The organism is Brevundimonas variabilis (genome assembly GCF_014199945.1).
Classification (GTDB): Bacteria; Pseudomonadota; Alphaproteobacteria; order Caulobacterales; family Caulobacteraceae; genus Brevundimonas; species Brevundimonas variabilis.
The window spans coordinates 380,156-405,601 of sequence record NZ_JACHOR010000004.1 but is presented as its reverse complement, the minus strand read 5'-3'; the positions used below and the strand labels follow the sequence as shown (position 1 = coordinate 405,601).

The 25,446-nt window shown below is 65.6% G+C and carries 26 protein-coding genes; 22 read left to right on the top strand and 4 right to left on the bottom strand.

Features of this window, described 5'->3' with window-relative positions; genetic code table 11:
- Positions 1–42 precede the first annotated feature (42 nt).
- The 6 genes from GGR13_RS13315 to GGR13_RS13290 are packed head-to-tail and all read left to right on the top strand — an operon-like array spanning position 43 to position 4,568.
- Positions 43–690 carry a transglycosylase SLT domain-containing protein gene (locus GGR13_RS13315; RefSeq protein ID WP_183214025.1) on the top strand — a complete coding sequence of 216 codons (648 nt, stop codon included), beginning with the start codon at positions 43–45 and terminating at the stop codon, positions 688–690.
- On the top strand, positions 687–986 hold the full coding sequence (locus GGR13_RS13310) for a TrbC/VirB2 family protein (RefSeq protein WP_343060404.1): 300 nt from the start codon (positions 687–689) through the stop codon (positions 984–986). The genes GGR13_RS13315 and GGR13_RS13310 overlap by 4 nt, the downstream gene beginning before the upstream one ends.
- Positions 986–1,171: a hypothetical protein gene (locus tag GGR13_RS13305; RefSeq protein ID WP_183214024.1), complete on the top strand. Its 186-nt coding sequence runs from the start codon at positions 986–988 to the stop codon at positions 1,169–1,171. Before GGR13_RS13310 ends, GGR13_RS13305 begins: the two co-directional genes overlap by 1 nt.
- A complete protein-coding gene (locus GGR13_RS13300; RefSeq protein WP_183214023.1) occupies positions 1,164–1,499 on the top strand; it encodes a VirB3 family type IV secretion system protein in 336 nt (111 codons plus the stop codon). Before GGR13_RS13305 ends, GGR13_RS13300 begins: the two co-directional genes overlap by 8 nt.
- Positions 1,492–3,867, top strand: coding sequence for a VirB4 family type IV secretion/conjugal transfer ATPase (locus tag GGR13_RS13295; protein ID WP_183214022.1), 2,376 nt, complete (start codon positions 1,492–1,494; stop codon positions 3,865–3,867). The genes GGR13_RS13300 and GGR13_RS13295 overlap by 8 nt, the downstream gene beginning before the upstream one ends.
- Positions 3,864–4,568 carry a TrbJ/VirB5 family protein gene (locus tag GGR13_RS13290; protein WP_183214021.1) on the top strand — a complete coding sequence of 235 codons (705 nt, stop codon included), beginning with the start codon at positions 3,864–3,866 and terminating at the stop codon, positions 4,566–4,568. The genes GGR13_RS13295 and GGR13_RS13290 overlap by 4 nt, the downstream gene beginning before the upstream one ends.
- Here GGR13_RS13290 and GGR13_RS13285 read toward each other — a convergent pair.
- On the bottom strand, positions 4,562–4,717 hold the full coding sequence (locus GGR13_RS13285; RefSeq protein ID WP_183214020.1) for a hypothetical protein: 156 nt from the start codon (positions 4,715–4,717) through the stop codon (positions 4,562–4,564). The two genes, GGR13_RS13290 and GGR13_RS13285, sit on opposite strands and share 7 nt — an antisense overlap.
- Before the next feature lie 69 nt (positions 4,718–4,786).
- On the opposite strand from GGR13_RS13285, the gene GGR13_RS13280 reads away from it, so the two are divergent.
- The 10 genes from GGR13_RS13280 (at position 4,787) to GGR13_RS13235 (ending at position 14,071) form a co-directional block, all read left to right on the top strand.
- The gene (locus GGR13_RS13280) at positions 4,787–5,710 is read left to right on the top strand and encodes a TrbL/VirB6 family protein (RefSeq protein ID WP_183214019.1); all 924 of its coding nucleotides are present in this window, start codon (positions 4,787–4,789) and stop codon (positions 5,708–5,710) included.
- Positions 5,710–5,937 carry a hypothetical protein gene (locus tag GGR13_RS13275; protein ID WP_183214018.1) on the top strand — a complete coding sequence of 76 codons (228 nt, stop codon included), beginning with the start codon at positions 5,710–5,712 and terminating at the stop codon, positions 5,935–5,937. Before GGR13_RS13280 ends, GGR13_RS13275 begins: the two co-directional genes overlap by 1 nt.
- Complete coding sequence (locus GGR13_RS13270) at positions 5,934–6,617, top strand: VirB8 family type IV secretion system protein (RefSeq protein ID WP_183214017.1); 684 nt, start codon at positions 5,934–5,936, stop codon at positions 6,615–6,617. Before GGR13_RS13275 ends, GGR13_RS13270 begins: the two co-directional genes overlap by 4 nt.
- Positions 6,614–7,441, top strand: coding sequence for a TrbG/VirB9 family P-type conjugative transfer protein (locus tag GGR13_RS13265; protein ID WP_183214016.1), 828 nt, complete (start codon positions 6,614–6,616; stop codon positions 7,439–7,441). The genes GGR13_RS13270 and GGR13_RS13265 overlap by 4 nt, the downstream gene beginning before the upstream one ends.
- A complete protein-coding gene (gene virB10, locus GGR13_RS13260; RefSeq protein WP_183214015.1) occupies positions 7,438–8,592 on the top strand; it encodes a type IV secretion system protein VirB10 in 1,155 nt (384 codons plus the stop codon). The genes GGR13_RS13265 and virB10 overlap by 4 nt, the downstream gene beginning before the upstream one ends.
- Positions 8,592–9,599 (top strand): P-type DNA transfer ATPase VirB11, encoded by a 1,008-nt coding sequence (gene virB11, locus GGR13_RS13255; protein ID WP_183214014.1) that lies wholly within the window; start codon positions 8,592–8,594, stop codon positions 9,597–9,599. The genes virB10 and virB11 overlap by 1 nt, the downstream gene beginning before the upstream one ends.
- Positions 9,565–11,412: a type IV secretory system conjugative DNA transfer family protein gene (locus GGR13_RS13250; RefSeq protein WP_183214013.1), complete on the top strand. Its 1,848-nt coding sequence runs from the start codon at positions 9,565–9,567 to the stop codon at positions 11,410–11,412. The genes virB11 and GGR13_RS13250 overlap by 35 nt, the downstream gene beginning before the upstream one ends.
- Entirely contained in the window at positions 11,409–12,029 is a 621-nt protein-coding gene (locus GGR13_RS13245) for an LPD7 domain-containing protein (RefSeq protein ID WP_183214012.1), read from the top strand. Before GGR13_RS13250 ends, GGR13_RS13245 begins: the two co-directional genes overlap by 4 nt.
- A gap of 201 nt (positions 12,030–12,230) precedes the next feature.
- Complete coding sequence (locus tag GGR13_RS13240; protein WP_221230671.1) at positions 12,231–12,761, top strand: hypothetical protein; 531 nt, start codon at positions 12,231–12,233, stop codon at positions 12,759–12,761.
- Between the two features lie 506 nt (positions 12,762–13,267).
- Positions 13,268–14,071 (top strand): GIY-YIG nuclease family protein, encoded by an 804-nt coding sequence (locus tag GGR13_RS13235; RefSeq protein ID WP_183214011.1) that lies wholly within the window; start codon positions 13,268–13,270, stop codon positions 14,069–14,071.
- A gap of 37 nt (positions 14,072–14,108) precedes the next feature.
- On the opposite strand, the gene GGR13_RS13230 is transcribed toward GGR13_RS13235, so the two are convergent.
- Together GGR13_RS13230 and GGR13_RS13225 are read right to left on the bottom strand one after the other, a co-directional pair.
- A complete protein-coding gene (locus GGR13_RS13230) occupies positions 14,109–14,450 on the bottom strand; it encodes a DUF2958 domain-containing protein (RefSeq protein WP_183214010.1) in 342 nt (113 codons plus the stop codon).
- A gap of 160 nt (positions 14,451–14,610) precedes the next feature.
- The gene (locus tag GGR13_RS13225) at positions 14,611–15,807 is read right to left on the bottom strand and encodes an aminotransferase class V-fold PLP-dependent enzyme (RefSeq protein ID WP_183214133.1); all 1,197 of its coding nucleotides are present in this window, start codon (positions 15,805–15,807) and stop codon (positions 14,611–14,613) included.
- A 38-nt stretch (positions 15,808–15,845) separates the two neighbouring features.
- Between GGR13_RS13225 and dndB the strand changes: the two genes are divergently transcribed.
- Genes dndB through dndE form a run of 4 tightly spaced genes read left to right on the top strand, consistent with a single transcriptional unit; the run spans position 15,846 to position 20,825 of the window.
- Entirely contained in the window at positions 15,846–16,916 is a 1,071-nt protein-coding gene (gene dndB, locus GGR13_RS13220; RefSeq protein WP_183214009.1) for a DNA sulfur modification protein DndB, read from the top strand.
- Positions 16,913–18,469 carry a DNA phosphorothioation system sulfurtransferase DndC gene (gene dndC / locus GGR13_RS13215; RefSeq protein WP_183214008.1) on the top strand — a complete coding sequence of 519 codons (1,557 nt, stop codon included), beginning with the start codon at positions 16,913–16,915 and terminating at the stop codon, positions 18,467–18,469. Before dndB ends, dndC begins: the two co-directional genes overlap by 4 nt.
- Positions 18,466–20,451 carry a DNA sulfur modification protein DndD gene (dndD, locus tag GGR13_RS13210; RefSeq protein ID WP_183214007.1) on the top strand — a complete coding sequence of 662 codons (1,986 nt, stop codon included), beginning with the start codon at positions 18,466–18,468 and terminating at the stop codon, positions 20,449–20,451. Before dndC ends, dndD begins: the two co-directional genes overlap by 4 nt.
- On the top strand, positions 20,451–20,825 hold the full coding sequence (dndE, locus tag GGR13_RS13205) for a DNA sulfur modification protein DndE (protein ID WP_183214006.1): 375 nt from the start codon (positions 20,451–20,453) through the stop codon (positions 20,823–20,825). Before dndD ends, dndE begins: the two co-directional genes overlap by 1 nt.
- Here dndE and GGR13_RS13200 read toward each other — a convergent pair.
- Positions 20,822–21,475: a hypothetical protein gene (locus tag GGR13_RS13200; protein ID WP_183214005.1), complete on the bottom strand. Its 654-nt coding sequence runs from the start codon at positions 21,473–21,475 to the stop codon at positions 20,822–20,824. The two genes, dndE and GGR13_RS13200, sit on opposite strands and share 4 nt — an antisense overlap.
- Positions 21,476–21,717: 242 nt before the next feature.
- Between GGR13_RS13200 and GGR13_RS13195 the strand changes: the two genes are divergently transcribed.
- Together GGR13_RS13195 and GGR13_RS13190 are read left to right on the top strand one after the other, a co-directional pair.
- Positions 21,718–24,150, top strand: a complete 2,433-nt coding sequence (locus tag GGR13_RS13195; protein WP_183214004.1) for a DEAD/DEAH box helicase — start codon at positions 21,718–21,720, stop codon at positions 24,148–24,150.
- Positions 24,147–25,439, top strand: coding sequence for a hypothetical protein (locus GGR13_RS13190; RefSeq protein ID WP_183214003.1), 1,293 nt, complete (start codon positions 24,147–24,149; stop codon positions 25,437–25,439). The genes GGR13_RS13195 and GGR13_RS13190 overlap by 4 nt, the downstream gene beginning before the upstream one ends.
- Positions 25,440–25,446 lie beyond the last annotated feature (7 nt).

The window sequence follows — 25,446 nt, the reverse complement described above, 5'->3', positions numbered from 1 at the left end:
GCCTCGATACGATCTGCTGGAGGCTCTCAATGGAGCCCCGCCGTGCTCGACCTCACCCTCGTCCTTGCCCTTTCCGCGCAGTGTGCGCCCGGCGTCTCTCCCCAGACCCTGGCAGCCATCGCCCATACGGAGAGCCGCTTCAACCCACTGGCGATCGGCGTCAATCGCGGCGCGGCTGTCCGCCAGCCGAGGACGCGCGCCGAAGCCGTCAACACCGCACGCCGACTGATCTCGGCGGGCGTCAACATTGATCTCGGCCTCGTACAGATTAACTCCGCGAACCTGGAGTGGCTCCGCCTCTCGGTCGAGGACGCTTTCGACCCCTGCCAAAACCTGGCGGCGGCAGGGATGGTCCTGCGCGCCGGCTTCGATCCGCAATCTGCGTCGAGCGACCCGCAGCACGCCCTGCGGGTGGCCCTGTCGCGCTACAACACCGGCCATCCCGAGCGGGGCTTTCGCAACGGCTATGTGGCGCGCGTCGAAGCCTCGGCCGTCCAGCTCGGGTTTGCAGAGCGCCCGATCACAGCGCCGGCGCCCGGTACCCTCCCGACAGTCAGCCTTCCCGACGCCTCGGCATCGCCGGCCCGCATCCCGCCCGCGGACTGGGACGTGTTCGCACGCGCTCGGGTGAGCGCCGTCATCCTGTTCGTCCCCACCCCGCACACCCAAACCTGGAGCGTTCTTCCGTGACCCTTAACCCAATCCTGCGCCGTTCCTGCGCCGTGGGCGCGATCGCCGTTGCGACGACCCTGATGTCAGTTCAACCGGCCTTCGCCTCCGCCAATGTGGAGGGGCTGTTGCAGAATGTCGTCGACATGCTCACAGGCAACACGGCCCGGCTGCTGGCCATCCTCGCTGTGGTGGTGGTCGGCATCCTGTGGATGTTCGGCCTGTTCGATCTGCGGCGGGCCGCCATCGTCATCCTCGGCATCGTGGTGGTCTTCGGCGCAGCCGAGATCGTCGGCATGATCACGGGCGGCGCCTGATGACCCGGGCCGACGACTGTCTGATCGTGAGCGGCATTACCGGGGCCCTGGCCCTGGCCCTGAGCCTGATGCTCGGCGTCAAATTGATCTCGCCCACACGGTTCGCCCAGGGCCTGGGCGGGCTCCTGATCGGACTGACGCTGGTCAAAGCCTTCCTCCTTCTCAGCGGAGCGGACCTTGGCTGAGGAGCGCCTGATCGAGGATCCCCTGTTTCTCGCCTGCACCCGCCCGGCGATGATCATGGGCGTGCCGATGGAGGCCATGGGCGTGAACGTCATGATCTCCGGCCTCGCCTTTCTGGTCGGGGGCAGCCTCCTCTATCTGCTCATCGCCCCGGCCCTCCATCTGGTGTTCCGCGCAATGTGTCGCGTGGACCACAACGCTTTCCGGCTGCTGCTCGTCTTCGTCGACACCAAGGGCCGGTCGCGCAACAGCGCCCTGTGGGGCGGCAGCTCGGCGACGCCCCTTCCCCTGGTCCGTCGCTATTGCGCACGGGAGCTGGCGCGTGGCTGAGGTTCGCCTGACACCATCGCACCTGCGCAAGGAGGGCGACGCCCTGGCCGGCCTGCCCTATGCGCGCCACGCCACGGACCACATCGTCGTGCTCGACAGCGGTGCCCTGATGATCGCCTTCCAGCTGGAGGGCGCAGCCTTCGAAACCGCGGACCCCCGCGACCTGAACGACTGGCACACCAAGCTCAACCAGGCCTGGCGCAACCTCTCAGATGACCGGCTGGCGATCTGGCACCACATCGTTCGCCACGAGGCCCAGCTTGACCCCGTCAGCGGCTTTCGTTCGGAGTTCGCCCGCGAACTGGGAGAGGCTTACGAGAGCCGCATCGGTGGACGGCGCCTTTTTGTCAACGACCTCTTCCTCACCTTGGTGCTCCATCCCGGACGGGATCCTGGCGATCGCGCCGGTACCATGTTGCGTCGTCTCCGGGCGGCGCGGCGACGGGAGACGGAGGTCGCCCCTGAACTGATCAAGCGGCTCGAGGACGCCGCACGCGACCTCGAGCAGTATCTCGGGCGCTATGCGCCTCGCCGCCTCGGCCTCTACGCGCATCGGGAGATCTGGTGCTCCGAACCGATGGAGCTCGTTCGGCTCATCCTGACCGGGCGTCCGGGCCGGGTCCCTATCGTCTATGGCCATCTCGGATCGGCGACCTATACGGTCCGGGTTATCTTCGGCCGAGAAAGCCTTGAGATCCGCGACGTCGACCACACGCGTTTCGCGGGCGTCCTGGCCATCAAGGAATATCCGACCACGACGCGTCCCGGCCTCTGGAACGCCCTGCTCAGCGCGCCCTTCGGCTTCGTCATGACCCAGTCCTTCGCATTTCTTTCGAAGGCGACCGGGCGATCGATCATGGAGCGCAAACAGAACCAGATGGTCTCCGCCCGCGACCGCGCGGCCTCCCAGATCGACGGCCTGTCCGATGCGCTAGACGACCTCGTCAGCAACCGGTTCGTGCTCGGAGAACACCAGGCGTCTGTACTCGTCTATGGCGACACGCCCGCTGGCCTGGCCGATCACCTGTCCAAGGCTCGGGCCCATCTGGCGGATTCGGGCCTCGTCGTGGCCCGTGAGGATCTCGGGCTCGAGGCCGCCTTCTGGTCGCAGTTTCCAGGCGGTTTCGCCCGGCGGACGCGTCCGGCTGCAATCACGTCGCGAAACTTCGCCGCCCTCTCCCCCTTCCACGCCTACCCGGTCGGCAAGCCGTCCGGCAACCATTGGGGGCCTGCGGTCGCCCTGCTGCGGACGACGGCCGGATCGCCTTTCTACTTCAACTTCCACGTCGGCGATCTCGGCCACACCTTCATCTGCGGCCCCTCAGGGTCCGGTAAGACGGTCGTCCAGAACTTCATGCTGGCGCAGTTGGAGCGGTTTGACGCCCAGCAGCTGTTCATCGACAAGGACCGAGGCGCAGAGATCTTCGTTCGGGCCTGCGGCGGGACCTATCTGGCCCTGCGCAACGGCGTGCCCACGGGGTTCGCGCCCTTCAAGGCGTTGGAACCGTCACCCGCCAATCGTGCCTTCCTCAGCCGACTGGTGCGGACCCTGGTCGCCCGACCGAATGAGAGCCTGTCGGTCCCGGAAGCGCGCGCCATCGACGAGGCCGTCGCCGCGCTTGAGGCCCTCCCCCGTGAACGACGGTCCCTTTCGGCGCTACGCAGCCTGCTCGGTCAATCGGACGTCGGCGGCGTCGGGGCGCGGCTGGAACGCTGGATCCGGGGCGGGCCGCTCGGCTGGGCTCTGGACGGCGACGACGACGCCCTGTCGCTCGACGCCCGCTTCGCCGGCTTCGACATGACCGATGTGCTGGACCACCCCGAGGTCCGCACGCCGATGATGCTCTACCTCTTCCACCGGATCGCCCAGCGGGTGGACGGGCGTCGGCTCGTCCTCGACATCGACGAGTTCTGGAAGGTGCTGGGCGATGCCGCCTTCACCGACTTGGCGCAGGACGGCCTGAAGACCTGGCGCAAGCAGAACGCCCTGATGGTGTTCGGGACCCAGTCCCCCGCCGACGCGCTGCGGTCGCCGATCGCCCACAACATCCTCGAACAGTGCGCGACCAAGATCTTCCTGCCGAACGCTCACGGTCAGGCCCGCGACTATGTCGAAGGCTTCGGTCTGAGCGAGGAGGAGTTCCGACTGATCCGGGACGAGCTGACGCCGGAGTCTCATCGCTTCCTGGTCAAGCAGGGTCACGACAGCGTGGTCGTCGAGCTTGATCTCAAGGGACTGGATGACGCGCTGGCCGTCCTGTCCGGACGATCCGAAACCGTCGCCCTTCTTGACCGGCTGAGAGCCGAGACCGGGGACGACTACGCCGACTGGCGGGGCCCCTTCCACACCCAGAGGAGACTGACATGAGACGCTCCATCCTTCCGATCGCCGTCGCGCTGGCCGCGATGACCGCCGTCCCCGCCCATGCCCAGCAGATTGTCTACGACCCGACGTCGTTCGCCCAGATGGTGAAGGACGCGCGCACCGCCATCGAACAGCTCGACAGCCTCAAGGCCCAGGTCCAGCAGGGCGAAGAACTCTTCGCCAGCCTCAACGACCTGTCCAACGTCAACGCCATCGCCGAGCGGCTGGGTCTGCCGGAGATCCGCAATCCGCTGCCGGACATGGCGACGCTCCGCGCGGCCGCCGATGGGGATCTGTCGGCGCTCGGCGAACTGGCGGAGCGGGCCGACGCTATCCGCCGCGAGACCCGCGTCTATACGCCTGCCGCGCCGTCCGCCGCCGCCGTCGCCCTGGAGCGGACCGGCGCGCGGACCGCCCGTGATCTGGCGATCGGCGAGACCGTCGACCGGGCGGCGACCGATCGTCTTGAAGGCCTGGAGACGCTCCGTCGCGCGCTCGACACCGCGCCGAACGCGCGGGCCGTGATGGACCTGACCGCCCGGCTCGCGGCGGAGCAGGCCCTGATCCAGAACGAACAGGTCCGGCTGCAGGGCCTGGCCCTGACCCAGGCCGCCGAGGCCCGGCTTGAGGAACAGCTGGCGCGGGAGCGGATCGCCGCGGACCGATCGGCTCGCATGGACGCCTACCGTCAGGCCTTTCAGTGAAAGCCGCCCTGGTCCTGCTGGGCCTGCTCGCGGGTTGCGGCGAGCCGGAAGCTCCCAGGGCTGAGCCGCGCCTGGATCGCGCCGCCCTCGAGGCGACTATCGAGGACTGCGAACGCGGCGCCCGTCGGCAAGGCTGTGGCGCCGCGCATGCCCAGCTCGCCCAAGCTCGCCGCGCTGACCGCATGGCCGCCTACCGGCAGGGCTTTTAGGAGGTCGCCATGTCGTTTCGGGTTTTCGAGCCGGCCTATATCTTCCTCGACGAGCGGCTGAACGCCTTTCTCGGGGACCGGCTGGGCGCGGTGATCGCCGAGGTCGAAGGCCCGCTACGCATCGCCCTGGTTCTCTACATCGTCCTCTATGGCTTCGCGATCTTCCGGGGCGCCATCAGCGAACCCATCATGGATTTCGCGATCCGCGCGATCAAACTGCTGTTCATCTATGTGCTGGCCACCACCCCGACCTATTCGGACTTCGTCACCGAGCCGCTGTTCCGCGACCTGCCGAACCTTTTGACGCGGGCCATCAGCGGCGCGGAGACGCCGAATGTCGGCGCAGCCTTCGACCAGTTCCTCGCCTACGCCGGCTATCTCGGAGAGAAGATCGGCAGCGAGGGCTCGGCCTTCGACCTGTCCCCCTACATCGTCGCCGCGGTCGTCTTCATCGTCGGCGCCCTGGCCTGCGCGCTCGGCTTCGGCGTTGTTCTCGTCGCCAAACTGGCGCTCGCCCTTCTGGTCACCCTCGGGCCCATCTTCATCGCCTGCGCCTTGTTCGACGCGACGCGGCGCTTCTTCTTCGGCTGGCTGTCTCAGGCGGTGAACTATCTGGTCCTGTTCGCTCTGATCATCACCATCTTCCAGCTCGTCCTGTCGCTGGTACGGGATCAGTGGGGCGCGATCGAGGGCGGCGACCCGATGGTAGGCGGCCTGATCTTCATCGCCCTCTGTTTGCTCGGCGCGATCTTCTTCCTGCAGACGCCCGCGATCGCGGCCGGCATCGCCGGCGGCGCCAGCGCCGGGCTCGCCGACTTCGCCAACGCCGCCTCCCTGGGCTCCAGCCCCAGCGCCGTCGCGCGCGGTCCTCTCGAGGCCAGCCGTCAACCGCCGCGCGGCGGCGGATCCATCCGTCCCACAGGAGCCCGCTGATGCCCTTTCTTCGAACATCGTCCCGCGTCGTATCGATCGCCTTGGCGGTCCAGGCCCTGTTCGCCTGCGCCACCTTCCGGCCCGCCGATCCGCCGGTCTGCGACGGCCGCCATCGTCGACCCGCCAATCCCTACGGTTCGATCCTCTCCCCGGCGGCGCCGCACACGCCCGCGCCCGCGGCCGACGCGTCTTCGTCCATCGATCCTGGCGAGGGAGGCTGCACATGACCGGCGTCCCCTCCCCCGATCTGCAGGCCTATTTCGCCGAGGCGCGGCGATGGGATCAGGACCGGCTCAGCGCCGCCATACGATCGCGCCGGTTGGCCTGGACCGTGGCGGCTGTGGCCGCCAGCCTGACCGTCGTCGCCGTCGCGGCGGTGGCGGTGCTGACCCCGCTCAAGACCACCGAACCCTTCGTCGTGAGGGTCGACCAGACCACCGGCGCGGTCGATGTGGTGCGGGGTCTGTCCTCGGCCGAAGGCCCGGCCACCTATGACGAGGCCGTCAGCAAGTACTTCCTCGGCCAGTACGTCCGCGCCCGGGAGGGCTATCTCGACCCAGCCGCCGAGGAAAGCTTCGCCCTGGTTTCGATCCTGTCGGGCGCAACGGAGCAACGCCGCTGGGCCGACCTCTATCGCGGCTCCAACCCAACCAGTCCCCAGAACCTCTACGGGCCTGAGGCCGAGGCCGTGATCGCGATCCGCGCCATTGGCTTCATCAATGAAGGCGTCGCCAATGTGCGCTTCCACCGCACAGTGCGTCAGGCTCAGCAGATCGTGGAGAGCGATTGGATCGCCACCATCGCCTTCACCTATACGCGCGCGCCGATGTCGGAGCCGGATCGCCTGCGCAATCCGCTCGGATTCCAGGTGACCTCGTACCGCGCCGATCCGGAGGTGGTCCGATGAGAATCCTGTTGATCGCCCTGGCCACCGGCCTTGCAATGATGACGTCGGGGCCGGCCTGGGCCGAAGACCGCGACGCCCGGATGGTCGAGGTCGACTACGCCCCGGGTGCCGTCTACCGCATCTCCGGGGCCTTCCGCACCGCCACCCAGATCGTGTTCGGTCCGGACGAAGCCATCCGCCATGTCGCGATCGGTGACAGCGTCAGCTGGGAGGTCGCGGCCGAGGGTTCCGTCCTCTTCCTCAAACCCCGCGAACGCCTGCAGGCGACCAATCTGCTTGTGGTCACCGAACGTGGAAGCGCGACGCGTCACTATGCGTTCGAACTGGCGGCGCGAGACGCTCGCGATCGATCCTCCATCGCCTACCAGATCCGGTTCCGCTACCCGGCGGACCTCCAGGCCGCGACCGTGGCGTCGCTCGAAGCCGCCGCCGAAGCGATCGAAGACCGCGTGATCGATCTGGCGCTCGACCAGGCGGCCCTCTCAGGCCCCCGCAACCTCACCTACAGCGTCCAGGGCGCGTCGGACTTGCAGCCCAGCGAGGTCACCGACAACGGCCGCTTCACCGTGCTGAGGTTCCCGGCGAACCAGCCCCTTCCTTCGATCTTCGCTGTGTCCGCCGACGGCGAGGAAAGCCTGGTCCCCTTCGATGTACGCGGCGAGTTCGTGGTCATCCACGCGGTCGTCCCGGGACTGCGGCTGCGCCGCGGCGCTTCGGTGCTGTGCATCTTCAACGAAGCCTACGACCCGCGCGGTGTCGCCCCCGGGACCCGCACGGCCTCGCCGATCGTGGATCGGAGCGTGACGCAAGGAGCCCAACCATGACCGCCTCGCCTGAACCGAAGGATGACGCCGCAGCGGAACCCCGTTCTGAAGACCAGGGTCTGCCGCCAACGACCGACCGGGGCATATCGCCCATCGCCGGCCGTTTCGGCGGCCGCGGATCCAAGGTCGTCACTTTGGCCGCCCTGGGCCTCGGCTGCTCGGTCTTCCTCTTCGCCACATGGGATCGTGGCGAGGGGGATGACCAGAAGGCGGCGGACGAACCGGCCAGGCAGGTCGTTCCGTTCGAACCGGCACGCCGTGACACCGAGCCGCCCTTGCTGACGGATCAGTCTCTCGATCCCGACGCACCGATCCTGACGTCGTCGGACGAACAGGTGCCGGCGCTCGAGACCTCGCCCTCGTCATCATCCAACGGCCCCTCGGTAGCCGAACGGCGCCAGACCCTGATCGACGAGGCGAGGCGGTCCCCGGTCCTCGCCTACAGCAGCCAGGGCTCCGGCGTCGCGCCGACCAGCGGCCTGACCGCTGCGGCCGTCGCGCCCGGGACCTCTGCGCCGATCCAGGCCCGAGTCACGCCGCTCGACGGCTTGCGCCAGACATCGCCGATCGGTGAGGCGCGCGCCGGCCAGTTGGGGGATCGCAACCTCTTGCTGACGGCGGGCGCCTCCATCCCCTGCATCCTCCAGACGGCGATGGATAGCGCGACCCCGGGGTTCGTCAGTTGCATCCTCCCACGCGACGTCTATTCGGAGAGCGGAACCGTGGTGCTGATGGAGCGCGGCACCCGGGTGCTCGGCGAATACCAGGGCGGTCTGCAGCAGGGCCGCAATCGGCTCTTCGTCCTGTGGACCCGCGCCGTCACGCCCACAGGCGTCACCGTCGGCCTGGCGTCTCCGGCCGCCGACGCCCTCGGGCGCGCGGGCTTCGACGGGCGCGTGGACACCCATTTCTGGGACCGGTTCGGCGGCGCCCTCCTGCTGTCGCTGGTGGACGACGGTCTCTACGCCGCCGTCGGACGGGACGGCGCCGTGCGCGAGACCGCGCGGCTTCCGTCCGACGCGGCCGGCGTCGCGTTGCAGAACTCGGTCGACATCCCCGCGACCTTGCGCAAACCCCAGGGTGCCGAGGTCTCCATTTTCGTGGCCCAGGACCTGAACTTCGCCGGCGTCTATCGGCTGAGCGCGCGGTGATGGACGACAGCGCTGTCCTGGAACACTACCTCGCGCCGCTGCGACGCCTGCTCGCGCCAGACGACGTGACCGAACTGGTGATCAACCGCCCCGGCGAGGTCGGGATCGAACAGGGCGGGCGCTGGCGCTGGCATGAAGAACCGCTGCTCACCGAAGCCTGGCTCAGGACGCTCGCCGTCGCCGCTGCCGCTTTCACCAAACAGGACGTTAGTGACGCCCGGCCGATCTGCTCGACGACCCTGCCCGGCGACGAACGATGCCAGATCGTTCTTCCGCCTGCGGCCCCGACCGGCACGGTGTCCCTCACTATCCGTAAGCCCTCGCGCCGACAGTTCGGCCTCGACGCCTTTGCGACCGGCGGATTGTTCGATGCGGTCGTTGCGGCGGATGACGTGTCCGCCAATCCGGTCGACGCCGAACTCCTCGCCCTGAAAAGATCGGGAGACTGGTTGGCCTTCTTCAAACTGGCCGTGGTCTCGCGGCGCAACATCCTCGTCTCCGGCGCCACCGGCTCCGGCAAGACCACCTTCGCCAAGGGTCTGGTCGAGGCCATCCCCCACCATGAGAGGCTGCTGACGATCGAGGACACGCGCGAGCTCGTCGTGCCCCACCGCAACGTCGTCCACCTGACCTATTCCAAGGAGGGCCAGGGCCTCGCGCAGGTCACCGCCAAATCCCTGTTGGAGAGCGCGCTCCGGATGCGACCCGACCGCATCCTGTTGCAGGAACTGCGCGACGGCACGGCCTTCTTCTATCTTCGCAACGTCAACTCCGGCCACCCCGGCTCGATCACGACGGTCCACGCCGACAGCGCGTCCCTGGCCTTTGAGCAACTGACGCTGCTGGTCCGCGAGTCTGAGGGGGGCCGCGATCTGCCGCGGGAAGACATTCGGGCCCTGCTGCACCTGCTGGTCGATATCGTCGTCCAGATGCGCAAGACCGATGGCCGGTTCCGGGTGACGGAGGTCTGGCATGACCCGCTTCGAAAACGCCAACCCGGCCGCTAGGGCGACACTCGTCGTTGTCGGTCTGCTGGTCCTGCTGCTTCTGGCCGGAACCTCGACCGCGATGATCGCGCTCGCCGGCGTCGGGCGCCTGTCCCCGGACGTCGACCCCGCCCGGGTCCCAGCCTGGCTATGGCATTACCGCGCCGACCCCAACCTTCAGCGCTGGCTTTGGATCGGCGGCCTGATCAGCATTCTCCTCGCCGTCGTCATCGTCGCGGCGGTTGCGCTGGGCATTCGCCGTCCGCTTCATGGCGCGGCGCACTGGGCCTCTACGCGCGATCTGAAGGCGGCCGGACTTGCGGCGCGCGACGGCATTCTTCTGGGTCGGCGCGGGCGATCATGGCTGATCGCCGGCGGCTCGGAGCATGTGATGCTCTACGCCCCGACACGGACCGGCAAGGGAGTCGGGATCGTCATTCCCAATCTCCTGACCTGGCCGGGCTCGGTCGTTGTCCTCGACATCAAGCGCGAGAACCACGCCGCAACAGCGGGGTTTCGGGCTGCGGCCGGTCAAACGGTTCTCCTCTTCGACCCCCTCGCCCCGGACGGCCGAACCGCGCGCTTCAACCCGCTGGCCCACATCACACGATCGTCGGCCTCCGCCGTCCTGGACGAGCTCCAGCGCATGGCGGTCATGCTCTTCCCTGGCCACGATCATGCCGACCCCTTTTGGTCGGAAGCCGCCCGGACTGGCTTTATCGGGGTCGGGGCCTATATTGCGGAAACGCCTCATCTCCCCTTCTCGCTCGGCGAGATCTTCCGGCAGCTTACCCAGGGCGATGCGAGGGAGAGGTTCCCCGGCCTGATCAAGGCGCGCGCGCTGGCGGGAGCGCCGCTGTCCAACGGATGCGCCTCGGCCCTGAGAGACTTCTGCAGTTCCAGCGAAAACACCTTCGCATCCATCCGCCAGACAATCACCAGCCGCATGGGGCTGTGGCTGAACCCCGCCGTAGACGCGGCGACCGCCGTCAGCGACTTCGATTTGCGCGACCTGCGCCGGGGTGGGCTGTCGCTTTATCTGGGCGCCTCGCCCGACAACATGCTGCGGGTGGCGCCGCTCTACAGCCTGCTCTTCCAGCAACTAGTCGATCTGAACAGCCGCCGGCTGCCCGGCCCTGACGATCGCCCCGTTCTGGTGCTGCTGGACGAGTTCGCCCGGCTCGGCCGCGCGCCAATTCTAGCCGCCGCCTTCTCCTACCTCGCCGGCTATGGCATTCGCCTTCTGCCGGTGATCCAGAGCCCGTCGCAGCTCCGGGCCCTCTACGGCCCCGATGTGACCGAGGACATCCTGACCAACTGCGGGATCGAAGTCGTCTTCGCGCCGAAGGAATTGAAGGTGGCCCAAGAGCTGAGCGAACGGCTGGGCTACTATACCTATCACGCCCGCAGCCAGAGCCGTCCCATGGGCCTAGGTTCCGGCCGGCGAAGCACAACGACATCCGATCAACGCCGGGCGTTGATGATGCCCCAGGAGCTGATGCAGCTTCCTGACCGGACCCTGATTGTCCTCAAGGGCGGAATGCCGCCGGCGCGCGGCGTAAAGATCCGGTTCTTCCGCGAGCGGATCTTCACTCGCCGGCAACGGCCGGCGCCGAGACGGCCCGTGGCGGCCGAGCTTGCCTCCGCCACCCCCGTCCCACCGCCCCCTGCGCTAGAGGATACTGATATGAGCTATGAGTCCCTGGTTCAGGCCTTCACCGAACAGGGCTGCCCGCCGCCCGAGATCGGCGCCACCGAGAACGAAGTCGCCGACTGGCTGGACCAGATCATAGACGCCATCGTGCCCGCTCCTGATCGGGACAACGACCGATGAGCCCACGCTCCGCCAAAGCGCCAGAACAGCCCGTAGATAACACGGTGGCGCCGACACCGGCCAAGGGGAGTGGCGCTCGATCCCGTACCCGGGGCGACGCGCCTCAGGCCATCCTTGATCGCTATCTGATCGAACGCGACCGCCAGGGTCGCCCGGCTCGGTTCTACCGGGACCACCGCGCCACGGAACCGATGTTTCGGGACGAGGGCCGCAAACTGACGACGACGCAGTCCTATCCTGACGCCGTCGCCGACATGCTGAAGATCGCGCAGCACCGGGGCTGGACCGAAGTGCGGGTGTCCGGCGACGAAGGGTTTCGTCGCGAGGCCTGGATCCAGGCGCGATCTCTCGGCCTCGAGGTCAAGGGTTACCGGCCGCGCGATCGTGATCGTCAGGCGGCCGACGAACCGTCCGTCGCCCGATCTCCGTCAAGCCGACACCTCGACCAGCGAGCCGTGGAGGAGCGACTTCGCGCGGCCTCGGTCGTGGTCAAACGTTTGATCGAAGACCCGGCGGCTCGGACGCGGCTGATGGAGCACGCCCTCCAACGCCTGCACAACCGGATGAACCCAGCCCGCACCCGAGATCGCGATAGCTCACGCGACCGACGTTCCTGAAGGTGCCCCGCCCTAGATGGGCTCACGTACACTTCGCCTCCGTGTTGCTGCCAACTGATCACTGAAAAGCGCCAGGGGCAGACGCTAACGCCCAGCTGAAACGGGCGCTCGGCAGAACGGCGACGGCGCACGGTAGCAATTCGCAGCGATTTCGTTTCTGTTACTTCCGCAGCTAGAATGCGGGCTTAAAGGAGCGGCGTTGTGATCAGCACCCCGCCCCATGCGCCGACTCGAACATCATCGACAGATTTCAACTTCGATCATCTCGATGTTCGCAGTCTGTTGCGCCTGCACGGCCGCATCAGCCAGATGCTGAGAGATCGCGGCGTCACCCGAACCGCCAACAACCCGACCGGGGACCTGGCCGAGCACCTGTTCTGCAAGGCGTTCGGCTGGACGCAGGCTGACAACTCCATGAAGGCCGTCGACGCGACCTGCGCAAATGGCCTGCGCTATCAGATCAAGGGGCGCAGGACCATGCAGCTAAAGGGGTCACGGCAGCTCAGCGCCATTCGGGACCTGGAGGGCGACCATTTCGACGTATTGGCCGGCGTCGTCTTTGACGAACACTTCGACGTGGTCCGCGCCGCCCTGGTGCCTGCCGCCCTCATCCGGGCGGGCGCGACCTATGTGAAGCGCACTAACAGCAGCAAATTCATCCTGCGTGACGACGTCTGGACCCAGCCCGGTGTAACAGATGTGACCGAGGCCCTGCGCGCTGTAGAACTGTGACCTCAGTCTAGTCTTGGAGCCCTGAAGGTGAACTCGACCGTTTCCATGATGCACGGAACGGCCAGGTTCTTCGCCGCAACACGCTTCGGCTTCGACATCTGGCCGGTCATGCCCGCCTCACGGGTGCTGTCTTTGAGAGCAAGGTAGCGTCTGGCGTAGTGGCGCTCTGGTCCATGACGAAGGCGAGAAGCCGCCGCGCGATCGGCGCCCTTCTTGTATTCTGAAACTGCAGGAAGGCGACATCGGCTGCATTGGCCAACTGGGTCTGGGTCATCCTTGTCGCCAGACGCGCAGGCCTGATGCGGGCGCCGACCTCACAGTCGTACTGCAGATCCACGTGAGCACAGCTTGCTTTTGTGCCGGCCATGTCCCTTGGCTAGCACAACGACGCAAGCGACAAGACGAATCCAGCTCAAGGCCCGTAGTCACGCCCGTCAGGGTGCATTTTTCACCGGAACCACGCGTCTGATGGATGGCCGATCGCAACGCCGCTCATAGAGTTCGACATGCAGCCAGACGACAATCCGAGACGTCGAAACCCCGACTGGACGGAAGATGAAACGCTACTCGCTCTCGAAGCCTATCTGAGGCTTCGACCCAAGAGCGCTAGGCCGGATCTTGATGTAATCATCGAGCTTTCGCAGTTTCTCCAACTCTATGGAAGGCTGAGAGGGATCGACGCCGGACCGACGTTCCGAAACGTGGACGGCGTCTCCCGGAAAGTCTTCAAGCTCAGCGCCTCCGAACGAGGCGAAGCTCCAGACACTGTCCGTGGCGCTGAACTCGAGAGAACGATCTGGATCCGATATGACGGGGACCCTGAGCGCGTCATTGAGGCGGCGGAGGCGCTACGCCTGGCCATCTACGACACAGCGGCGCGGCAAGATCTGAACGCGCGCGAGGGGCCGATTGCGCCCAACGCGGCGGACACCGAGGATAAGCCCTCCCGGGGACCGGCTCCTGTCTTCGGGGAACGCACCGTCGTGATCGAAGACAGCGATTGCGTCGTCTACGTCCATGTCCTCGAGGGTGCCGTCGCCCCCCTTTTTGACGCGCTTCCAGACGGCGATGACGTGCTGAAGATCGGGCGCTCGAACGCGCCACATCGGCGGCTAAGACAATTGAACGCAGGTTTCCCACCCGCCATGGGATTCCGGTGGAGTCTTCTCGCCGTCAAGCCCTTCGCCGACGCTCAATCGGCGCACGACGCTGAGCAAGCGCTTCTGCTCCGTCTATACGGCGAAGCGCGCAGCTTGGGCGGCGAGTTCGTTAAGGCGCCGCGCGCGTCGGTCAAGACCTGGTTCGACTAAATCTGACCGCCGCCCCAGAGGGCGGCGGCCCTATGCCTCAATCGCGGATGGTGCCTAAAGCGACGGCGCGACGGGCGTATTCGCTGATAGATAACTCCGCCCTGAACGACCAGTCGCGTTCAATGGCCAGACCCAGCGGACCTTTGACCGACGCCAGTTCCGTCAGGCTGACATAGCCCAGCTCCGGCGTCCCCTGCCCCAGATCGCAAAGGCCATAGGCTAGGTCGTTGTCCTCCGGATCGACCTGGCTGAGGAGCCAGGCGGCGCCGCCGTCGGGGGTGAACAGTTTGACGACAGGTCTGGGGTCCAATCCGGGATTATCCCGGTGGGCATGGCCGTTCTGCACCAGCTGCGTCATGAGGGTGTCGGGAATGAGCATCGTCGCCTCCTTCGCGCCCCAAGCGGGCGCAAGACGACGCCCGTCGAGCGGGAGAGGCGTGGGCGTCAAACCCCAACACGGTCCGGTGCGGGCCGGGGTTTTACGCCGAGCCGCGCTCGGCAGCGTTCGAAGCGCCCTGACGGGGAGCGAATGACAGACGTTATTCTCGAAGGTCTCGAAGACGCCGCGCAAGCTCGGTCCACGGGGCGATGGCGGTGTCATGGCTCCAGGATAGCCTTACGGTGCCCGCGACCTGATCCTCGCCCAAGCCCATCGCGGTCAAGACGTGGCTGGGCTCGTAGCTGGACGAGGTGCACGCCGACCCGTTTGAAAGCGCCAGCAGATCCTTGGCGGCAACCATGATCGCTTCTGAATCTACGCCAGGTACGGCCAGGCTGAGAATATGCGGCAGGACTTCACCCTCGCCGCCCCCGAGGACGACGGGATTGAGCGAAGCGAGCGCGTTCATGGCCTGGGCGCGAATGGAGATGCAGCTGGCGCGCCGCGTATCAGCTTCGCGAAGCGCCAGTTCGCTGGCCAGTCCGAGTCCGGCGATGAGGGCGACCGGCTGCGTGCCAGGGCGCAGACCGCGCTCCTGCCCGCCGCCGAACATGAGCGGCGCGAGCGGAACGCGTCGCCCTCCCCGCCGTCGGATCACCAGGGCGCCGACGCCCTTGGGCGCATAGACCTTGTGTCCGCTGATCGAGATCAGATCGGTGCGGGGATGGCGTAGGGCTTCGATCTCGCGCCCAAATGTCTGAGCGGCGTCGACGTGAAAATAAGGCCCCTCGTCCGTGAGACCGTCAGCCACCTGGGTGATCGGCTGAAGCGCGCCTGTCTCGTTGTTGCCGTGCATAAGGGAGACAAGGAAGGTGTCGGGGCGCACAGCGCCGAGCACGTCGCTTGCGGACACATGCCCCGAGCTGTCTGGTTTCACGAGCGTGATCTCGAAACCTTGTTTGCGCAGGTGCTCAAGAGGCTCGAGCACCGCCTTGTGCTCGATCGCGCTGGAGACGACGTGTCGCCTGCCCGTCGCGGCGCCATGGTCCGCCAGGCCCAGAATGGCCAGGTTGTCGCTCTCGGTCGCGCCGCTGGTGAAGACAATTTCGTCTGGCGTGGCGCCGACAACCTTCGCGACCTGGTCGCGAGCCCGGTTCACCGCCTTGAGCGCCTGAGCCCCGAAGACGTGCGTACGACTTCCAGCGTTGCCGTATTCCTCTGTCATCAGCCTCATGACAAGCGTCATGACGCGAGGGTCGGGACGCGTCGTCGCCGCGCTGTCGAAATAGAGTGGTATGTTTGTTTCTTCGAACACAAACTTTGCCTGTTGCCAAACGGACCTCGCCGCAGGCAACATACATATATGAGTCAGGTCCATATGCTAGTTCACAGACGATGAAAACCATCCTCGAGTTTCCCTCCGTCAGGGGCATTCAGGCGGGTCGAGAATACTATGTTTCAATGTGCCCGCTGGGGCACGTCCCGAAGATCTTCACATTCACCGACGAGGCCCTTGAGCCAGAGCTGCGCGCCCAGCGCCAGCTCAACAAGGGGCGCGTGCCTGAAATCGTGCGGTATCTAGTCGAGAACCCCGCCTCCTACGTTTTTTCGGCCATTACGGCCTCGATTGACGGCGACGCCACATTCACTCCCCACCCGGGGGATGATCATCACGGTGTTCTGCGCGTCAACCTCAACGACTCACGGATCATCCTGAACGACGGTCAGCACCGGCGCGCCGCAATCGCGTCCGCCTTGGTTGAATCGCCCGCGCTGGCGGACGAGACCATTGCGGTGGTTCTGTTCCACGACCGCGGTCTTGAACGTTGCCAGCAGATGTTCGCCGACCTGAACCGGTATGGCGTTCGCCCATCCCGGTCGCTCAGCGTCCTCTACGATCATCGCGATGATCAGGCCTTGGTGGCCAAGCTCGTGATCGGTCAGGTTGATGGTCTCAACGGGTTGGTCGAGATGGAGAAGTCCAGCCTGTCCCCTCGCTCCAAGGCGCTGGTCACTTTGAGCGCCCTCTACACCGCCACCGCCGCGCTGTTGCAGGATGTGGACCTGGATGGCGTTGACGCCCGCGCGACAACCGCCGCCGGTTTTTGGGAGCATGTCGCAGGACAGTTCCCTCAGTGGACGCAGGTCCGCGAGGGTGAACTGTCGTCAGGACAGCTTCGTGAAACCCATATCCATGCCCATGGCGTGGCGCTTCACGCCTTGGGGCGCGTCGGGAACACCCTGCTGCGTCGCGGCGAGAGTTTCGCGGCGCTGAACGGCCTGAACGGTCTGGACTGGCGCCGTGAGGCCTCTGACTGGGACGGGCGCGCCGTGGTCGCGAACCGGATGACCAAGTCGCACCAGGCTGTGCTCCTGACCGCCGCGGCCATCAAGACGCGCCTTGGCGTGCCCCTGTCGGCGGAGGAACAGATGTTCGAAACCGCTCTCGCCCGCGAGAACGCATGACCCAGCTGAAAATCTATCCGTCCGAGCGTCCGACGGCGTTCAAGCCTCTTGGCTTCGGGCCGACGATCGCCGGACTAGTCGAGGAGATTGTCGAACTCTACCGCGCCGACAGCATCCCTTGGGTGGTGGGCTATAGCGGCGGAAAGGATTCCACTGCGACCCTCCAGCTGGTCTGGGCGGCCCTGACCCAGGTGCCGCCGACCGAACGGACCAAGCCAGTCTATGTAATCAGCACCGACACCTTGGTCGAGAACCCGATCGTAGCCGCCTGGGTGGGACGTTCCCTCGACCGGATGGGCGAGGCAGCCGCGGCCGCCGGGCTGCCCCTCACCTCTCACCGGCTGACGCCGGATCCCAGCGAGAGCTTCTGGACCACCCTGATCGGGCGCGGCTATCCGGCGCCCCGCGCGAAGTTTCGCTGGTGCACCGACCGCCTCAAGATCAATCCATCAAACCGGTTCATCAATCGCGTGGTCAAGGCTAGCGGCGAAGCCATTGTTGTCCTCGGGACGCGCAAGGCCGAAAGCCATGCCCGATCCAAGGCTATGGAGCGCTACGAGAGCAAGCGCGTGCGGGACAAGCTTAGCCCCAACGGCAAACTGCCAAACTCCTACGTCTATTCGCCCATCGAAGCTTGGACCAACGACGACGTCTGGACCTTCCTGATGCAGCGCAAGAACCCTTGGGGTTTCCCTAACAAGGATCTGCTGACGATGTATCAGGGCGCCTCGGCGGACGGGGAATGCCCGCTCGTCATCGACGCCACGACGCCCAGCTGTGGCGACAGCCGTTTCGGCTGCTGGGTCTGCACCATGGTCGAGCAGGACAAGTCCATGACCGCCATGATTCAGAACGACGTCGAGAAGGAGTGGATGCTGCCCCTTCTGCAGCTGCGCAACGAGCTGGATGTCAGAGGAGAGAACGGCAAGCGCAACGACAAGCACCTGCGTGACTTCCGCAAAATGAACGGTAGCCTGCAGGTGTTCAACGACGACATCGTCCACGGTCCCTATGCGCAGAGCGCCCGTGAGACGTGGCTGCGTCGGGTTCTGGAAGCCCAGCGACATATTCGACTGAACGGTCCGGAGCACTCCGACACGATCGAACTGATCACCCTGCCCGAGCTTCGCGAAATCCGCCGGCTGTGGGTCGTCGAAAAGCACGAGATCGAAGACAGTCTGCCCGGCATCTACGAGGAAGTGCTTGGCGTGCCTTTCCCGGATGGACGCCTGGATGACGGAGCCGCATTCGGGCGAGAGGAAGTCGACGTCTTGCGTGAGCTCTGCGGCGACGACGTCCTGCATTTCGAACTGACGCGAGAACTTCTGGATCTTGAGCGGCAGCACAGCAGCATGGCCCGTCGGGCGGGGCTGTTCAAAGCTCTGGAACATTCTCTGCGGCGCGGGTCCTATGAAAACAAGGCCGAAGCGCAGGCGACGGCGCTCCGCAGACGCGACCTCATCGAGGGGCTGCGCGACGACGACGGGATCGACGGCGCTCTGTCTTTCGCGCCTGAACCGCCGCTCGATCCCGCGGCGGAGCAGTCGGCATGATCCTCGACGAACTGGTACTTCATGATTTCGGCGTTTACGGCGGCCGTCAGGCCATCACCTTGACGCCGATGTCCCGAGACAAACCCATCATTCTCTTTGGCGGCCTGAACGGCGGCGGCAAGACCACCTTGCTCGATGCCCTGCAGCTGGCTTTTTACGGCGCCCGGGCTGATTGCGCCGGCCGCGCGGACCTCGCCTACGATGAATACCTGAGACGCTCGGTGCATCGGCAGCACGGCGCATCGGACGCCTCGGTGGAGGTGGCTTTCCGTTACACTATCGACGGCGAGACCCAGAGCTGGCGACTGACGCGCGCCTGGCGCAACGGCGACAATACGCGTGAACAGTTCCAGGTGCTGCGCGACGGCAAGCTCGACAAGGCCGCCTCCGAACACTGGGGCGCCCAAGTGGAAGACCTTCTGCCCGCCCGCATCGCGCCCCTGTTTCTGTTCGACGGTGAGAAGGTCGAGGGCTACGCGGACTTGAACGAGGCGCCTGGGCTGATCCGCACCGCGATCCAGAACCTGCTCGGGCTCGACATCGTCGAACGCCTGGCCGCCGATCTAAACGCGCTGGAACGACGCCATCGCGGCGATCTCAAGACGCCGGCGGAAGCCGAGGCCCTGACTAGCCTGCGCGCCGACATAGACCGCCTCACCGCAGACCGGGTGCGCGTCAACCAGGCCAGCGCCAGCCAGGCCGTCGAGGTCGACAACCTCGTCAAGGAGGTCAAGCTCCTGGACGCTCGCTATGAGCGAGAGGGCGGAGCTCTGTTTCAGGACCGATCCCGGCTGGAAGCCGAACTGGCTGTCAGCGAACGCGCGCTTGAGGCGCTGCGAAGATCCCTGCGGGACGCGGCCGCCGGCTCAACGCCCCTCAAGCTGATTTCTGGTCTGCTCGGCGAAGTGGCTTTACGCGCCAGCGATGAAGAAGCCGCCCGCCGCAGCGAAACGACGGCCGGGGTCATGGCCGACGAACACGCCGCCCTGATTGCCCACCCCGCTCTGGAGGCCTTGCCGTCCGAGGCCCGAAAAGCCTTGGAAGCCTTCGCCCAGGACAGGCGCGAACAGCTTGACCGCGCCGCGGCCATGCCCCGGGTTCTAAACCTTGACGCGGCGGGTCTGGCGGCTTTGGACGCCTTGACGACCGGCGAAGAGCTCGAAGCCGCCACGCGCCAGTCCGCCGATCTGCTCACCCAGACGCGCCAAATGCGCGAGACTGTCGAACACCTGCGCGGGCTGCTGGCTTCCGTCCCGGCTGAGGCTTCGGTGGGCGACCTGATCAGCGCCCGCGACGCCGCCCGCGACCAGCATCGGATCGCCGCCTTTGAGGCTGGACGCCTTGAAGAGGAAAAACAGCGGCTCGAGCGTGAAATCCAGAGCCTGCGCGATCGCGAGGCCAAATTACTGGAAGTCACCGCACGGGCCCACTTCGAGCAGGAGGACATCGGTCGCATTCTCAATCACTCCGGACGCGTCCGCGACACCCTGGGTCGGTTCCGCGAGGCGGTGATCCATCGCCACGTCACCCGGATCGAGCAATTGGTGCTGGACAGTTTCCAACAGCTCGTGCGCAAGCGCGATCTTGTCCGGGGGCTGAGGATCGATCCACAGACCTTCATGCTGGAGCTGACAGGGCCGCGCGGCGAGATCATCACGGCTGAACGGCTCTCAGCCGGTGAGCGTCAGCTCCTTGCGATCGCTATGCTCTGGGGTCTGGGGCGCGCCTCGGGCCGCCCCCTACCCATGGTCATCGACACCCCTTTGGGCCGACTGGATTCAGAGCATCGCGCCCGTCTCGTCGCCAACTATTTCCCGAACGCCAGCCACCAGGTGATGCTGCTGTCGACAGACGAAGAGATAACCCGCGACCACTACGAGGCGCTGAAGCCTTCGGTGGGTCGGACATACCGCTTGCGCTACGATGAAGACGAGGCCCGCACCGTGGTCGAGGACGGCTATTTCGCGGCGGAGGCAGCCTGATGGCGATCGAACATATCCGCCTGTCTATGCAGGCCCGTGAACAGCTGATCCGGCTGAAACGCTACACCGGCATCGAGCACTGGAACGTGCTGTGTCGCTGGGCCTTTTGCCAGTCGTTAGCTGACGTTCATGTCCCCCCGCCGTCGAAGATTCCGGCGGACTCCAACGTCGAGATGTCTTGGCGGGTTTTTGGCGGTCGCCACGCCGACGTCTATCTCGCCCTGCTCAAGACGCGGTGTCTGAAAGACGGCTTACCCGTCGACGACGACACCTTGGCCCAGCAGTTCCGGCTGCACCTGCACCGCGGCATCGCCACTTTGGCCAGCGATCGAGAGATCCGCGATATCGCCAACCTGGTCGCCCTGGCGGCCTAGGGCGCCTGACGCAGAACCTGCATCACTTGGGCCTGCGGCTGAATCCAGGCCAGCTTGATCGGGCAGACCCAGCCGAGAAGCTCCATCATGCCCGAATAACGGGCCGTCAGGTTGAGGCCGATGATCGGTTCGTGGTGGTCAATGCGATTGCGCAGCCAAGCCGTGCCGGCCGCCGCATCGTAGACGTCACCGCGAACGCGGCCGACCGGCAGTCCGACAAAGGCGGTGCGCAGCTGGCCGCTCCAGATCGCGGGATTGTAGCGCGGGCTGAGCATCGCTACCCAGAAGCCGAAGCTGAGCCCGGCCACGATCCGGTCGGTCGTGATGGTCTTCTTCTCGCGGTAGAGCCGGTTCTTGACGGTCTTGATGTCGTCGCGGGCCTTGGCGGTCGCGTCCTTGCGGAAGACCGGGTCCTTCCACCAGTCCTGGCCATAAACGGTCCGCAGGGCCTGATCGACGCGGTTGCGAAGCCCGACCTCCACCGCCTGGATCGGAAGATGAAAGGCGGCGCCCAAGTCGGCATTCCACTTGTAGAGCTTGAGCGCGCGAGCTTGGTCGAAACCGGCATGGCGCAGGAAAACCTTGAGACGTCCCGAGGAAATGACGGGCGTCAGACTGGTGTACAGAGTCGGTTGAACAGGCGCGAGCATTGGCTTATATGACTCCCGTGAGCCGCTGATCGTCACTGCACAGCATACGGTCACGGACCCCCAGAGCCCCGCGACAGCCCTCAGGCCCTCGCGGGGTTTCGTTTTTCTGGTCCTGCTCGCTCTTCCGCATCATGGCTACACCGGCATTTGGTCCTCTCGGCGACTGTCATGCCATGCGCCGTTAACGAATGCAAACGCATTTTTGGCTTGATCCGTTTCTCGTCCGAAACTATGGATCATTCATGGCTCGTCATAGTGTACGCAGCGAGGCCGTCCAGGCGCTCGTCCAAGGCTTCCTGATCCCGTTCTATTTGGAGAACCGGAGCGTGACGGCGACCGCCAAGCGTCTGAACGACGTTCTGGCCAGCGAGGGCGACACCCGTCCGATCCACGTCAATCGTATCCAGGCCCTGCTGTCCGACGACGTTGCGCGGGGGGTGAACGACCTGACGCTGGAGCTGGTCAAGAAGGCCGCCGCCATCCTCGTTCATCGTGGCTGGGCTGAGGATCGCGACGACACCGCCTTCGAATTCGCTAATATAGCCGAGCAGGCGGGGCCGCTGCTCGTCCAGGACGGCGCCGAACCAGAGGACATCGCCCGGACGATCGGCATACCCGTTGCGGTTCTGGCCGCCGCGTTGGGGCGACGGGTCCCGGCGCCGCACAAGACCTCGACGCGGGTCCTGGGCAATCGCCCCGTCTCCTCCCCTTCCGCGACCTCTGACCTGCGCCCGGACTGGAGCTACCAGGACACAGCCGTCGCCCGGTGCCTTGACGCCTTTCGCCGCCGGCCGAGCGGCAAGGTCGGCCTGGTTCTGCCGACCGGCGCCGGCAAGACCCGCACAGCGTTGCGCATCATCCTTGAAGTCTTGGCGCGCGCGCCATCGCCGACATCGCGCGTGGTGTGGGTTACGCACCGGCACACACTGCGAACCCAGGCGTTCCGCGAGCTGAACAAGCTTCTCGCCGCCGATCCGGCGAGCCTGCCTCCGGATGTCCTAAAGCTGGCGACACGTATCCGCTTCGTAATGGTCGGCGAGATCGCTGATCTTCTCAATGAGGATACGCGTCCGGCTCTGGTCGTCATTGATGAGGCCCACCACGCGGCGGCCAAGTCTTATCGACCGATCTTCGAGGCAATCGCCGCCTTCCCCGTTCTGCTACTCACCGCCACGCCCATTCGCACCGACCGGCTGCCGATCGGCATCGACGAAATCGCCTTCACCATCACCTATCGCGAGCTGGCGGAGCGCAACGCGATTCTTCGCCCACAGTTCGAGACCATCAGTGTCGAGACCTTCAACTGGACCGACGCCGACCTGACGAACCTTGTGGATCTGCTGATCAACGAAACGATGGACCGGTTCACCAAGACCCTCGTCCTGGTCAATCGGGTAGACCAGCTGATGCGGTTCCATGAGGCCTTCCAACGCCGCCTGTCGGCCGAGAAGGACCACTCCCTGACCGCGGACGACGTCGGCTTCATCCACGGGGGCGGCAACTCCCATGGCGTGTCAAACGAGGATTTCGTGGACCTGTTCGCCGGCAAGCCGCGAGCCCTCCTGATTTCCGCCCAGCTTCTGCTCGAGGGCTTCGATGATCCGGCGATCAACGCCGTCGTCATCACCTACGAGACGAACAGCGTCATCAAGCTGATGCAGGCCGCCGGCCGTTGCGTGCGATATGCCCCTGGCAAGCGACAGGCCTTCGTCGTCCAGGCGGACAACCCGGACCTGGCTTACCGGTTCGACCAGCGCTGGCTCTACCAGGAGATCGACGACTATCTCCGGCCCCGCCTGGTGGACGAAGACTTCGCCGGGCCCGACGATCTGCGCGCGAAGGTCCAGAGCCTGCTCCAGGCTCACCGTGTCGCGGCACCACAGGCCGCCGTCGCCATGCGAGCACTGAATGGACTAGCCCCGGGCGAGGCGCCGCGTCTTCTCTTCTACGGCCACCCTTATTTCGGAGATCCGGGACGGTTCGCCGATGAAGCGCGTTGGGGGGTCTTCGTGGAGACACCCGCGAACAGCGCCCTGTTCCGCGAGGTGTTCAACCGATTCAGCCTGTCCGGCGCCAAACACTCGGATCCGACCGAATATCTGGACACCATTGGCCCTGAACTCGGACTGGAGCGTGATACGCGGGCCGGATCGCTCTGGCGTCAGTTCGTCGAACTTCTGACCGCCGCCTTCTGGGCGCGCGAAGAACTCTACGACACGCGCGGACCCGCCCAGGCGGGGAGGCCCGGCGGTCGTCTTTCCGCATCCAGTTGGCTCACCTACGCAGCCTTCCATCATCGCCTGGACCTGCCGCCGGCGCTCGAGGCGTTCCTTGTGGACTGTCACAACCGAACAACCGTCGCCAACGCCTATCTGACAGACCGCAACGACGTCGCCGCGGTCCTTAAAAGCGATCTGCCCCTCGGCGGGTCAGAAGCGGTCCCCTTGGACGCGCCGACCGTTCTCGCCCTGACGGCCTGGCTAAACGACATGCGTCATGAGCTACGTTCTCTTGACCCGACAGCCCAGCTCGCGGAGTACGCCCGTCTTACGGCCACCCGTCCTTGGCCGCCTCTGCCCTTCGCCCACGCCTCTCGGCTTGACCGGCTCTTGTCGGACACCGGGCGTGATCGCCAGCTCCTTGTACTTACCGATCGCCGAAAGGACGTCGCATGACATCGCAGCATTCGGACTTCAATCCGCCCACCGAGATGGCCCTTACGGACATCTTCCTTGACCCAAATAACCCCCGCATCTCGCCCGAACCGGCACCTGGCTATGAGGACACGGCATTGCTGCTGGATCCTGCGCGCCAGCCCGATCTCGTGAAACGGGTGTACGAGGTATACAACGCCGGCGCGCTGGAGAGCATGATCATTGAGCAGGGCTGGACGCCGGTCGATCCGATAATCGTCTGGTGCCCGCCAGGCTCGAAAAAGGCCGTCGTAGTCGAGGGCAACACCCGGATCTCCGTGCTCGGCAATGTGCGGCTGCGCCTCCCCAAGGAGCTCGCCAAACTCGAGCGTATGACCAAGGGCGGCTTTGCCCCGAACGAACTGCGCCGTCAGCGCGATCTTGTTGACGCCATCCAGGCCCTGGTCGCCCAGACCAACAACGTCCGAGTCTATCCCGTCCACGCCGACACCGCCGCCGAGTTGAAGGAGAAACTGCCTCGCCTCCTCGGCGTCCGCCACATCTCTCCGGCCAAAAACTGGACGCCCTATGCTACCAATCTGTACATCCTGACGCTCTATCGCGCCGCGTTCGGCAAGAAGCACGGCCCTGACGAAACGCTCGCGCTCGAAGACGATGTTCTAAACACCGTCGCGCACCAACTGCCCATGAAGCCCGAGGAAATCCGCCGCGCGATCCAGGCTGCATCAGCCTTCAGCCACTTCAAGATGATGTATGGCGAGCGTGTCGAGGAAGCGGGCAACCGCTTCAAGGACGGCGACCAGTACTTCTTTGATCTCATACTGGCTCACAAGCACGCCCGTGAGGAATTCGGGTTTGAGAGCCGGGATCTCAACCTGAAGGACGACGCCGAGGAAGCGCTGTTCCAATGGGCCTTCTCGCAACCCCGAAACGGCGCCGGCGGCGACGAGGAAGACGACAAGAGCGCAAACGTCTTCCAAAAGGCGGAGGACATCCGGGCTTGGCAGAAGATCGCCCGCTATGACGCACAGACCGGTTTCACCAACTTCGCCCGCCGGCTCCAGATCAGCGCGCCGTCTGAGGCAATCCCCATCTGGCGTCTCGCCATCGCCCAAGGCGCCCACAAGGAGCAGAACACTCCGGTCAAAACGCTCTCGGACCTCGCCAAAGCCCTTAAGGAGCTGAAGGCCGACACCCTCCAGGCCCAGGCCACAATGCTCCTGCCGATTCTCAGGGACATCTCAAACCAAGTGAACAGCTTCCGGGAAATGGCCGAGACCGCCGCACAAGAACAAGAGCCGATCGTGTAGGTCAGAC